Here is a 12,191-nt window from a genome sequence, read left to right as displayed (position 1 = left end):
CCCTGGCCCGGCGCGCACCGACGGATTTCACAGGCGTACACGGAGGGCGGCGGTCTCCGGTTCAACACCGGTCGGCCCGTTCGCCTGGCTGTGCTGCTCGGCGTGACGCCGCGACGCGAGGTGCGTCGTGACGTACGCCGTCCTGCGCCGCACCCGGGCAGGTCGCCCGGGGCGACACGCGCGGGCTACAGGCACGTGGCAAAAACCCGGCCACGTGCGGTGCGGCGGTTGTGCGGTCGTACCCGCCGTCGTCCGGCGTTGTCACTGCTGCGCTGCCGCGTTGCGGCGGCTCCACGGCACCTGGGGTACCAGCCTGGGCGCCTGCTGGGGCACCTTCCCCAGGGGCCGAGCGCGTACACCCGGTTGTCCCGGTACCTTCGGAGCGGCATCCGGACGTCGTCCGGACCGCGCGATGGGGTGAGGGATCTCCGGTGAGAGCTGCTGTTCTGGTGCCCGCGGCCGGGCTCGGACTGCGCCTGGGCGGCGGGCTGCCCAAGGCACTGCGGGAACTCGGCGACGTGCCGATGCTCGTCCATGCGCTGCGGTCGCTGCTGGCGGCCCCCTGTATCGACGCCGCGGTCGTGGCCGCACCGCCGGACGGTGTCGACGACGTACGCGGGTTGCTCGCGCGCGAACTGGGTGCGGACGCGCCCGTCACGGTCGTCGCGGGCGGCGCCACCCGCCAGGAATCGGTACGCCGCGCACTCGACGCGCTGACCGGGGACTGCCCGGTCGTCCTCGTGCACGACGCCGCACGGCCGTTCGTGCCGGTCGAGGTCGTCGAGGCGGTGGTGGCCACGATCGAGGCCGGCGCGCTCGCGGTCGTCCCCGCGCTGCCCGTCGTCGACACGGTCAAGGAAGTCACGGATGTCGCGCCCGACGGCGCCGCCGAGTGCGTGGTGCGCACGGTCGACCGGGCCTCGTTGCGCGCCGTGCAGACACCGCAGGGGTTCCGGCGCGATGTGCTGGCCGCCGCGCACGAGGCCTCGCCCGAGGGCGACACCACGGACGACGCCGGCATGGTGGAGCGCATGGGCGTCACCGTGTCGGTCGTGCCGGGGTCGGAGGAGGCGTTCAAGGTCACCCGACCGTTCGACCTGCTGCTGGCCGAGGCGCTGCTGAACCGCCGCCGCGAACAACGGGCGGACCGGGCCGAGTAGCCGAGCAAGTGGAACAGGTGCGGCACGGGGAGCGGGCCGAGCGGTCGAGTTCGTGTGCCCCCTACCTTGTTGCGTTCCAGTCGTGTCCGCCGTATTCGCGTCCGCCGTTTTCGTGTCCGCCCTATCCGGAGTCCCCATGTCCGAACTCGCGTCACCCCTCGCAGGTCTGCCCCGCACCGGCATCGGTGTCGACGTCCACCCCTTCGAGGAGGGCCGCGACCTGTGGGTCGCGGGGCTGCACTGGCCGGGGGAGACCGGCCTCGCCGGCCACTCCGACGGTGACGTCGCCGCCCACGCGGCCTGCGACGCGCTGTTCTCCGCGGCCGGCATCGGCGACCTCGGCGCGCACTTCGGGACCTCGCGCCCCGAGTGGTCCGGCGCGTCCGGCATCGCACTGCTGACCGAGGCCGCCCGGCTGGTACGCGAGGCCGGGTTCGAGATCGGCAATGTCGCCGTCCAGGTGGTCGGCGTACGCCCCAAGATCGGGCCCCGTCGCGCCGAGGCCGAGAAGGCCCTCTCGGCAGCCGCCGACGCTCCGGTGTCGGTGTCCGCGACCACCACCGACGGACTCGGCCTGACCGGGCGGGCCGAGGGGCTCGCGGCGATCGCCACCGCGCTCGTGGTGCGGGTTTCGGCCCCGTAGCCTCCGTGGCATCCACTCCACCGGAGCCTTCACCGAAGCCTTCACCGAAGCGACGACGAGAGGAACCGCCGTGTCCGACAAGCTCACCGACGCCGCGCGCACGATGATCGACGCACCGAACTTCGCCACGATGGCGACGCTGCTGCCCGACGGACGGCCGCAGCTTTCCGTCGTCTGGCTCCGGACCGACGGGGACGACCTGCTCGTCTCGACCGTCAAGGGCCGCCGCAAGCACCGGAATATCGAGGCGGACCCGCGGGTGACGCTGCTCGTCTACCCGAAGGACGACCCCTATACGTATGTCGAGGTCAGGGGCACCGCCGTGCTGGAGGACGACGGCGCGCCCGAGCTGATCCAGGAGCTGTCGCAGCGGTACGACGGCAAGCCGTTCCGCGAGGGCGACCCCGCGAACGAGCGGGTCGTCGTGCGGGTCACCCCGGACCGGATCGTCACGCGGCGCTGAATGCGGGAGCTTCCCCGCCCTGACACCCCGTAAACTCGCAGGGTGAGCATGCGCCTATACGACACCAGCACCCGCACGGTCCGCGACTTCGTGCCGCTCGTCGAGGGCACTGTGTCGATCTACCTGTGTGGTGCCACCGTCCAGGCTCCGCCGCACATCGGGCACATCCGTTCCGGCCTGAACTTCGACGTGCTGCGGCGCTGGCTCGCGTACCAGGGCAACGACGTGGTGTTCTGCCGCAACGTCACGGACATCGACGACAAGATCATCGCGAAGGCGTGCGAGGCCGACGTGCCGTGGTGGCGCGTGGGGTACACGAACGAGCGCGCGTTCGACGACGCGTACACCGCGCTGGGCTGCCTGCCGCCGACCGTCGAGCCGCGGGCCACCGGGCACGTGCCGGAGATGATCGAGCTGATGCAGCGGCTCATCACCACCGGGCACGCGTACCCGTCCGACGGCGACGTCTACTTCGACGTGTACTCGTACCCGGAGTACGGCGCGCTCAGCGGCCAGCGTCTCGACGCGATGCGCGACCAGGGCGACGCGGGCGTCGGGGCCAAGCGCGACGCGCGCGACTTCGCGCTGTGGAAGGCCGCCAAGCCCGGCGAGCCGTCGTGGGACACGCCGTGGGGCCGGGGCCGGCCGGGCTGGCACCTGGAGTGCTCCGCGATGGCCCACCGCTACCTCGGCGAGCGCTTCGACATCCACGGCGGCGGCCTCGACCTGGTGTTCCCGCACCACGAGAACGAGATCGCGCAGTCCAAGGCGGCGGGCGACGGCTTCGCCAACTACTGGATGCACAACGCGTGGGTCACCATGAGCGGCGAGAAGATGAGCAAGTCGCTCGGCAATTCGGTGCTGGTGTCGGAAATGGTCAAGCGCTGGCGGCCGATCGTGCTGCGCTACTACCTCGCCTCGCCGCACTACCGCTCGATGATCGAGTACAGCGAGGCGGCGCTGCAGGAGGCCGCGACGTCGTTCGCGCGCATCGAGGGCTTCCTCGAGCGTGCGGGCGAACTGGCCGGGCCCGTCCCGGCCGACGACGAGGTCCCGGCCGCGTTCGCCGACGCGATGGACGACGACCTGGGCGTGCCGCAGGCACTCGCGGTCGTGCACAACACCGTGCGCGAGGGCAACACCGCGCTGGCGCACGGCGACAAGGACGCGGTGGCCGCCCAGGTGGGTGCGCTGCGCGCGATGCTCGGCGTGCTGGGGCTCGACCCGGCGGCCGAGCCGTGGGTGTCCGTCGGCGCCGGGGACCGCACCGAGGACCTGCGCCACGTCGTCGACTCGCTGATCCACCTCGCGCTGGAGCAGCGCCAGGCGGCTCGCGCGCGCAAGGACTACCCGGCCGCCGACGCGGTCCGCGACCGGCTCACGGCGGCGGGCATCGTCGTCGAGGACACCCCGCAGGGTCCGCGCTGGACCCTGGAGCGGCACAGCGACCGCTGAGCCCGCTCCACCCGACCCCGGCAACGGGGCGATGAGACCGCAACCAGGACGCCGGTGCGCGCACCGGCACAAGGACTGACCAGTCGCCGCCGCACCGGCGGTTCGCGTACGACCGTCTCCATGCGGCCGGGCCGAGCGCCCGGCCGTACGGTTGTACGTGCGAGACGAGAGCACCGAAGGGACATCGACATGGCCGGCAACAGCCAGCGCCGCAACAAGCGCAACCCGGGGAGCAAGAAGGGGCCCCAGGTCGGCACGGGCGGGCACAGCCGCCGTGCGCTGCGCGGCAAGGGCCCGACGCCGCCTGCCGAGATGCGCAAGGGGCACGCCAAGCAGCGCGCCGCGAACGCCGCGGCCAAGCGTGCCGCGCGGCCGACCGGCCGTACCGGCGTCGCGCGTGGCAGGGGCGGCAAGGGCACCGTGGAACTGGTGTACGGGCGCAACTCGGTGGTCGAGGCGCTGCGCGCCGGCATCCCGGGGAGCGCGCTGTACGTCGCGCAGTTCATCGACTCCGACGACCGCGTGCGAGAGGCCCTCAAGCTCGCCAACGAGATGTCGATCCCGCTGCTGGAGGCGCCGCGCCCCGAGCTGGACCGGCTCACCGAGGGCGGCCACCACCAGGGCCTCGCGCTGCAGATCCCGGCGTACGAGTACGCCCACCCCGACGACCTGGTCGAGGTCGCGCACGACAACGGCGAGGTGCCGCTCGTGGTCGTGCTCGACGGCATCACCGACCCGCGCAACCTCGGTGCGGTCATCCGCTCCGCGGCGGCCTTCGGCGCGCACGGCGTGGTCGTCCCCGAGCGGCGTGCCGCGGGGATGACGGCGGGTGCCTGGAAGACGTCGGCGGGCGCGGCGGCGCGCGTGCCGGTGGCGCGGGCGTCCAACCTGCGGCAGGTGCTGGAGGCGTACCAGAAGCAGGGGCTGTTCGTGGTCGGCCTCGCCGCCGACGGCACCGACGAGCTCGCCGAGCTGTCGACCGCCGACGAACCGCTGGTCATCGTGATCGGCTCGGAGGGCAAGGGCCTGTCGCGGCTGGTGACCGAGACGTGCGACCAGACCGTGGCCATCCCGATGGCGGCGGGCAACGAGTCGCTCAACGCGGGCGTCGCGGCCGGGATCGTGCTGTACGAGGTCGCGCGCCGACGCGGCATCTGACCCTGTCGGGCGCGACTGCCCAACATCTGCCCAACATCTGCCCAACGTGGCTGCTGAGCACGGCTGCCGTGCGTTGCCGGGTGCCGGTGCGGCGCTGCCAGGCGGCGCCCTGGGCGAACTCCTTCGGGTGATTCCTGGCGCCGTATCGGGTGGGCGCGTCACCGGGGCCGGTCGCGGGGCTCGAAGATAGATGTCCGTATGGCCGCATCCTCCCGGGGGGATCCGCGGTTAGAGATGCGTGGAGACCAGATCGGAAGGCCGCTTTGGTGGCCAGCGTGATCAGGACGACCGGCTGAGCGGTGGGGGACCCGCGGATTTCGGAAGCGTCCCGACCTTGGTACGGGACCCGGTCGATCCTGCGGCCGTGTCCGCCGCCACCCGCAGTCTTCGGGTGGTGATCGGACCGCCCCCGGGTGCGCGCGAGGCGCAGGTGCCCGGGCAGCGTGACGGGTTCCGGTCGGACCCGACCGACGCCACCACCGAGCTGCCGCGGGTCGATCCGGGGGCGGACCCGCCGACGTCGGTGATGCCGCCGGTGCGCGACAGGCCCGTACGCGACCGCCCGGCACGCGACCGGCCCGCCGCCGCGCGGACCTCGCGTACGGCAGCCGCGCGCACCGCGGCTCGTACGGAGGCCCGGTCCTCGGCCGCGAAGGCGCAGCCTCCGGCGCCGGCGAAGCGCGGGCCGTTGCAGCCGGGGACGTTCCTGCTGCCGCTGCGCGGGTTCCTGGGCATCGCCTTCCTGTTGGAGGGTCTGCGCAAGCTGTACGACCCCGCGTTCCTGGACGCGGACGCGCCCGATTCCTTCGCGCACCGCATCGAGGTGCTGCGGGGCGGCAGCTTCGTGCCCGGCGTCCTCGACCTCGCGTCGCAGCACGCGATCACGGTCGGGCTGCTGTTCGCCTTCGGGCAGGTGGTGGCCGGCGTCGGCGCGCTGCTGGGGCTGTGGACCCGGGCGATGGGCATGATCGGCATGCTGCTGTCGCTCGGCGTGCTGGTCGCGGTGGGCGGGAGTTCGTCGCCGTACCACGCGGCCTACGTGGTGTTCCTGGCGGCGTGGAGCCCGCTGGCACTCGCGGGCGCGCCGATGTATTCGGTGGACTGCTGGCTGTCGCTGCGCAATTGGCGCGGTCCGCTGACGATCCCGGTACGCGCCCGGCGCCGCAAGCTCGGGTACGGCTCGATCATCGCGGGTGCGGGCGTCGGCCTGACGCTGCTCGCGGGTGCGCTGTTCGGGCACCCGACGGCCCCCGACACCACGCTGCCGGCGGGCGGCACGCCCGAGACGTCGGTGTCCGGCCCCGCGGCCTCGGAGGAGGCGCCCCAGCTGCCGGGCCCGGCGGTCGCTCCGCCGCCCGCCCCGCAGCCGGGCAGCTCCGCCGCCCCGGGCACCTCGGGTGCCTCGGGGGCGCCGGGCGCGACCAAGGGCCCGGCGACGTCCCCGTCGACGGCTCCGAAGACCAGCCCGGCGGCCAAGACGCCGGCCGGCGCCACCGCGACCCGGAAGCCGGCGGCCACCACGGGCGGCAACAACGCCCCGGCGGCCGCGACGACGCAGCCGAAGGCCACGTCGCAGAAGCCCTCGAACGCGGGCGGCGCGAGCAACAGCAACCCGCTGGGCGGGCTGCTGGGGGGGTGATCGGAGACGCGGGCGGTGTCCGGTGAGGCGGCCGTGCCGCCGACGCAGGACGGGGGAGGCGAAGACGTGGGCGTGGCCCGGGATTTCCCGGGCCACGCCCGTCGCGTTGGGGCCCGGTCGTTCGCCCGGGCCTGCCAGGCATTCCCAGCTTGCCGAGCTAGCCAGCCTTGCCGGGCCCACGGGTCTGCCCGGTCTACCCGGTCTGCTCCGCTTGCCGGGCCTGCGGGTTCTGCGGACAGCTCGGAGAACCCGCTTCCGTCAGTCCGCGACACCCTTGTGCGCGACGACGTGCCGGATGTCCACACGGACCAGCAACTCGCCCGGAACGCCGTTGCGTTGGCCGTACTCCTCGGCACGGTCCTCGCCCATGTACCGACCGCCGATCCGGCCGGCCCATGTCCTCAGTTCCACCGGATCGTCGATCAGCCGGGCCTCGCCCTCGACGACGACGTAGCTGAACGGCGGCCGGTCGTCGTCGACGCAGAGGCTCACCCGGGGGTCGTTCCGCAGGTTGCGGCCCTTGACCGAGGTCTCGGCGGTGTTGAAGACCAGTTCGGCGTGTACGCCGTCACTGTCGGGGGCGGCGAGTTCGTCGACGTCGAACCAGATGGGTGCGACGTGCGGCCGCCCGTCGGGGCGGACCGTCGCCAGCTTTCCGGTGCGCGGCCCTTCCCTGAGGAAGGCCAGTGTCTCGGCGGGCGTCATGCGTTTCATGGCGTCCAGTCTCCCCGGCCCGGGCCCGCCCGGGGGCGCGGTGGGCGTCGACACGCGTACGGCCCCACCGGTTGCGACCGGTGGGGCCGTACGCGTCGCTACTGGTGGCGGATCCGCGTTCCGGGCCGTCAGTCGGCCAGGCGCTCGCCGGTCACGGTGGAGAACAGGTGGGTCTCGCCCGCGTGCGCCACGACGTGCAGCGTCTCGCCCTTGTTCGGGACATTGCGGCCCGAGACCCGCACGACCAGGCTCTTGGCCTCGCCGTCGATCTGGGCGCTGCCGTAGACGTAGGCGTCGGAGCCCAGTTCCTCCACGACGTCGACGACGACCGCGAGACCGTTGCCGGTCTTGCTGAGGCCATCGCCGGTGCGGACCTCCAGGTGCTCCGGGCGTACGCCCAGCGTCACCTTGGTCGCGCCCTCCGCCGCGGCGAGGTCGCGGGCCTCGCGCGAGACCGGGACGACGACGTCGCCGAAGCGCACGCCGTCCTCCGCGAGGTCGGCCTCGATGAGGTTCATCGCGGGGGAGCCGATGAAGCCCGCCACGAAGACGTTGGCCGGCCGGTCGTACATGTTGCGCGGCGTGTCGACCTGCTGGAGCAGGCCGTCCTTGAGCACCGCGACGCGGTCGCCCATGGTCATGGCCTCGACCTGGTCGTGCGTGACGTACACGGTGGTGATGCCGAGGCGGCGCTGCAGCGACGCGATCTGGGTGCGGGTCTGGACGCGGAGCTTGGCGTCGAGGTTCGACAGCGGCTCGTCCATGAGGAAGACCTGCGGCTCGCGGACGATCGCGCGGCCCATCGCGACCCGCTGGCGCTGGCCGCCGGAGAGGGCCTTGGGCTTGCGGTCGAGGTACTCAGTGAGGTCGAGGATCTTGGCGGCTTCCTCGACCTTGGCGCGGATGGTGGTCTTGTCGACGCCCGCGATCTTGAGGGCGAAGCCCATGTTGTCCGCGACGGACATGTGCGGGTAGAGCGCGTAGTTCTGGAACACCATCGCGATGTCCCGGTCCTTCGGCTCCAGGTAGGTGACGTCGCGGTCACCGATGTGGATGGCGCCGTCGGTGACCTCTTCGAGGCCGGCGAGCATGCGCAGCGAGGTGGACTTGCCGCAGCCGGACGGGCCCACGAGGACCAGGAACTCGCCGTCGGCGATCTCCAGGTCGAGCGCGTTGACGCTGGGGCGGTCGGCGCCCTTGTAGGTGCAGGACGCCTTGCGGTACGTGACCGAAGCCATGGTGGTAATCCCCTTCACCGGCAGGAACGTGCCGGACGATCCGAGTGGAGGGCGAATGGTCTAGTCCATCTAAGTGGACTCGCGCCACCGTACCCGCCGTACCGGCCTGTTGTCAGCCCTGTACGTCACTCCCTTCTCCTGCAAGTCCTTGCATCTGATGCAAGCCTCTGCCGAAACCTTCTGAAAGCTTCAACTACGCTGGACGGCCATGAGGGCACGGTTGGCGGACATCGCCGCCCAAGCGGGGGTCAGCGAGGCGACCGTCAGCCGCGTGCTCAACAGCCGCCCGGGCGTCGCGGAGGACACCCGGCGTGCCGTGCTGACCGCCCTCGACGTCCTTGGGTACGAGCGGCCGGCCCGGCTGCGCCGCCGCAGCGCCGGTCTGGTCGGCCTCATGGTGCCCGAGCTCGACAACCCGATCTTCCCGGCGTTCGCGCAGGTCATCGAACGTGCGCTCGCGCACCACGGCTACACGCCGGTGTTGTGCACGCAGACCCCGGGCGGCGCGACCGAGGACGACTACACCGAGCTCCTTCTCGAACGCGGCGTCTCCGGCATCATCTTCGTCTCCGGTCTGCACTCCGACTCGGGCGCCGACCTGTCGCGGTACGTGCGGCTCGTCGAGCGCGGCCTGCCGGTCGTCTTCGTCAACGGCTGGGCGGACGGCATCGACGCGCCCTTCATCTCCAGCGACGAGTCGGTCGCCGTCGAGCTGGCGATAGGCCACCTGGCGTCCCTGCGGCACCGGCACATCGGCCTCGCCGTCGGGCCGGAGCGGTACGTGCCGACCGCGCGCAAGATCGCCGGCTTCCGACGCGGCCTCAGGGAGACGTTCGGCATCGACGACGCCGACCCGTGGATCGAGCGCTCGCTGTTCTCGGTCGAAGGCGGCCAGGCCGCGGCCGGCACGCTGCTCGACCGCGGCGCGACCGCGGTCGTGTGCGGCAGCGACCTGATGGCCCTCGGCGTCATCCGGGCGGTGCGCGAGCGCGGTATGACCGTGCCGGGCGACGTCTCGGTGGTGGGGTACGACGACTCGCCGCTGGTCGCGTTCACCGATCCACCGCTGACGACGGTCCGGCAGGCGGTCGCGCCGATGGGCGCGGCGGCGGTGCGTGCGCTCCTCGACGAGATCGGCGGGGGCCGGGCACCGCGTACCGAACTGGTGTACCGCCCTGAGCTGGTGGTCCGCGGTTCGACGGGACCCGCGGCGGTGCCGACCGTGGTGGTCCCCGCCGACGTCGCGGTGGCTGCCGCGCACGACCGGGACGCGGTGGTGCTGCCCGCGCCCGCGGTGGTGCTGCCCGGCCAGGTCGGGGACGTACCCGCCCCTGCCGCGCCGGCGTGAGCACGCGCGCCGGATCCGGCTGAGCGGGCTGCCGGGGGTCCGGCCGGGTCGTCGGCTGCCGGGGTCCGGCCTGGTCGGGCCGCTCGGTCTGGTCGGCCGTGGGACGGCCTTGCCCCGCACGCTCCCCCCTCGACTAGTGTCGATCTTCGTCCAGTGCCGTGGGCGGGACCGGCGAAGCGGTCCGGGCGCGTCCAGTCGAGATCGGTCGTGTTCGGTCGTGTTCGGTCAGTCCGGCGGGTCCGGTCGCGGCACCGGTGAACACATCGTGAGGCGATGAAGCACGAGCGGGGGCTCAGCACCGTGGCACACAACCATCCGCACGACTCCGGGGGCCGGGAGGGCGTCGGCGACCCGGTCCAGGAGGCACACGGCGAGCTGGCGATGGCCCGTCTCGCACTCGCCGACGGCGAGACCGGACACGCCGCCGTACACGTCGCGAACGCGCTGTTCTGCGAGCCCGCGCTGCCCGAGGCGCACGAAATGCTCGGCGTTCTGGCCTCCCGCGCGCCCGAGGGCGGTGTCGGCCTGTACGGGCCCGACGAGCACGGCGGCATGTTCGCGGGCAGTGCCGCGGCGCTCGCCCATCTCCAGGCCGCCGCGGGCGACTTCGACCGTGCGCTGACCGGCCTCTCCCAGGTCGCGGCACACGAGCCGCACCGACCGTGGGCGGCCTCGGCCGGGTGGCTGGGTCCGGACCTCGTGCCGCGCCTGGACCCGGAGGCGTTCGCCCGCACGATGCTGGGCATGGTGCAGGTGCTCGACGACCCCGTGCCCGACGAACACCGGCCTCAGCTGGCCCCTTTCGCGGAGTTGGCGGTGGCGATGACGCAGGCTCACCCGGGCCACGGCTTCCTGCTGTGGGCCGGGTCCTCGTTCATGCGGCGGCTCGACGCGCTCGGCGAGGCGGTGGACTGGGCGTTCCGGGCCTGGACGCAGGACCGTTCGCTGGAGGCCGCCATCATGCTCGGCAACGCGTGGCGCCGGGTGGGGCGCGAGCGCGACACCGAGAAGCTGTGGGCCACCGTGCTGCGCGACCACCCCGAGGACCTGGACCTGCACGTCGACCTGGGCGAACTCCTCGCCGGACAGGGCAGATTCGACGAGGGCATCAGCTGGATCGAACGCGCGCTCGCGACCGACCCCACACATCCGAAGGCTGCCCCCGCGCTGCACGGCCTGCGGTGGGCCCGGGACCGCGACATCGCCCATTTGATAGCGCTGATCGACCACTTGCGGTCGCACCCCGACCACGGGTACGCCCATGAGCTGGTCGCGCGGGCGTGCTCAGGTGCGTGGTTGCGGCATGTGCCGTACCCCACCGAGGCGTTGACGAACACACTGCGCCAACTCCTGGACCAGGTCGAGCCGGGCGACGCGGAGATCGCGATCTCGCTCAGTGCGTTGGAACCGCCGAGTGCGCTGCTCGCGGTACGCGGGGCGTTCCCGCGCTTCGGGCTGACCGTGCAGTCGGTCCCGGAGCCGGACCCGCGGGCGCCGCTGCGGCCGGGCAAGTACGCGGTGTGGGCGTACGCTCCGGGCTCGACGGAGGCGCGGCCGGTGCCGGGCGTACCGGACCCGGCGACCGCGGAGGCGGTGCGCGGCCTTGCCGACCCGTCGTGGCCGCATCCCGCACTGGCCTACGACCGGGCCGTATTGCTGGCCGGCTGCGGCCTCGACGACCTGCTCGGCGTCCTGGCACACCCGCCCGCGCCCGACGACAGCGAGTTGGGGCAGACCTTCGCCCGTCACGAACCGGCCTTGTGGGTACGCCTCGTGCAGATCTGGGCCTGCCTCGGCATCGCCCACCACCGGGCGGACGAGCCGTGGAAGGGCTCGGTTCGCCGCGCGGTGCTGGTGGACCTGGCGTTCGGCCCCGAGGACTGGGTGAGCGACGCGGCGCTGTTCGCGCTCGTCGCGACCGCCTGGCTGGTGCCCGATGTCCGGGACGACGTCGCGGAGTTGGTGGCCCAGCGGTTCGTCGACGCGGTGACGGCGTACCGCACGCGCGAGGTGACGGTGCTGCGCTCGCTCGCGGACCTGGTGTTGGCGACACCACGAATGCCCCGGCAGATTGCGGAGCTGGCGCGGGAGCGCCTGGCCGCGTTGGACGCGGAGTCGGGGTCGTCGTCAGGGGAGGACGAGGGCTGACGCACCGGCGGACTCAGCGGCTGATTCGACCAATTCGACCGACGCTACCAATTCGACCGATGCGACCGACGCGGCCGACGCGACGGACAAGGTCGACGCGACGGATACAACGGTTACGACGGACGCAGCCGACTCGACCGGAGGATGGCACCGCACTGCCGCTGCGGTGCTCGGCGACTGGGGACGCACCGGCGCACCAGGGATAGTCGCTCGCGATAATGCGAA

10 protein-coding genes are annotated in these 12,191 nt (G+C 72.8%); 8 read left to right on the top strand and 2 right to left on the bottom strand.

What is annotated here, in order from left to right; all coding sequences use genetic code 11:
• The first annotated feature begins 431 nt into the window (after window positions 1-431).
• The 6 genes from ispD (at window position 432) to AB0C36_RS40915 (ending at window position 6,518) form a co-directional block, all read left to right on the top strand.
• A complete protein-coding gene (gene ispD, locus AB0C36_RS40940; protein WP_358364329.1) occupies window positions 432-1,160 on the top strand; it encodes a 2-C-methyl-D-erythritol 4-phosphate cytidylyltransferase in 729 nt (242 codons plus the stop codon).
• Window positions 1,161-1,296: 136 nt separating this feature from the next.
• Entirely contained in the window at window positions 1,297-1,803 is a 507-nt protein-coding gene (gene ispF, locus AB0C36_RS40935; protein WP_358364326.1) for a 2-C-methyl-D-erythritol 2,4-cyclodiphosphate synthase, read from the top strand.
• A gap of 70 nt (window positions 1,804-1,873) precedes the next feature.
• Window positions 1,874-2,266: a PPOX class F420-dependent oxidoreductase gene (locus AB0C36_RS40930; RefSeq protein WP_358364323.1), complete on the top strand. Its 393-nt coding sequence runs from the start codon at window positions 1,874-1,876 to the stop codon at window positions 2,264-2,266.
• Between the two features lie 42 nt (window positions 2,267-2,308).
• A complete protein-coding gene (cysS, locus tag AB0C36_RS40925) occupies window positions 2,309-3,721 on the top strand; it encodes a cysteine--tRNA ligase (protein ID WP_358364322.1) in 1,413 nt (470 codons plus the stop codon).
• A 189-nt stretch (window positions 3,722-3,910) separates the two neighbouring features.
• Window positions 3,911-4,879, top strand: a complete 969-nt coding sequence (rlmB, locus tag AB0C36_RS40920; protein WP_358364320.1) for a 23S rRNA (guanosine(2251)-2'-O)-methyltransferase RlmB — start codon at window positions 3,911-3,913, stop codon at window positions 4,877-4,879.
• Between the two features lie 364 nt (window positions 4,880-5,243).
• Window positions 5,244-6,518: a TQO small subunit DoxD gene (locus AB0C36_RS40915; protein ID WP_358364318.1), complete on the top strand. Its 1,275-nt coding sequence runs from the start codon at window positions 5,244-5,246 to the stop codon at window positions 6,516-6,518.
• A 258-nt stretch (window positions 6,519-6,776) separates the two neighbouring features.
• Here AB0C36_RS40915 and AB0C36_RS40910 read toward each other — a convergent pair whose 3' ends face one another.
• Window positions 6,777-7,232, bottom strand: a complete 456-nt coding sequence (locus AB0C36_RS40910; protein WP_358364316.1) for a PPOX class F420-dependent oxidoreductase — start codon at window positions 7,230-7,232, stop codon at window positions 6,777-6,779.
• Between the two features lie 128 nt (window positions 7,233-7,360).
• A complete protein-coding gene (locus AB0C36_RS40905; protein ID WP_358364313.1) occupies window positions 7,361-8,470 on the bottom strand; it encodes an ABC transporter ATP-binding protein in 1,110 nt (369 codons plus the stop codon).
• Between the two features lie 208 nt (window positions 8,471-8,678).
• Here AB0C36_RS40905 and AB0C36_RS40900 point away from each other — a divergent pair, with 208 nt between their 5' ends.
• Window positions 8,679-9,818, top strand: a complete 1,140-nt coding sequence (locus tag AB0C36_RS40900; protein WP_358364310.1) for a LacI family DNA-binding transcriptional regulator — start codon at window positions 8,679-8,681, stop codon at window positions 9,816-9,818.
• Window positions 9,819-10,091: 273 nt separating this feature from the next.
• Window positions 10,092-11,966, top strand: coding sequence for a hypothetical protein (locus tag AB0C36_RS40895; RefSeq protein ID WP_358364308.1), 1,875 nt, complete (start codon window positions 10,092-10,094; stop codon window positions 11,964-11,966).
• Window positions 11,967-12,191 lie beyond the last annotated feature (225 nt).

It is taken from the genome of Streptodolium elevatio, assembly GCF_040649515.1.
GTDB lineage: Bacteria > Actinomycetota > Actinomycetes > Streptomycetales > Streptomycetaceae > Yinghuangia > Yinghuangia elevatio.
This window is presented reverse-complemented; position numbering and strand designations above follow the sequence as displayed.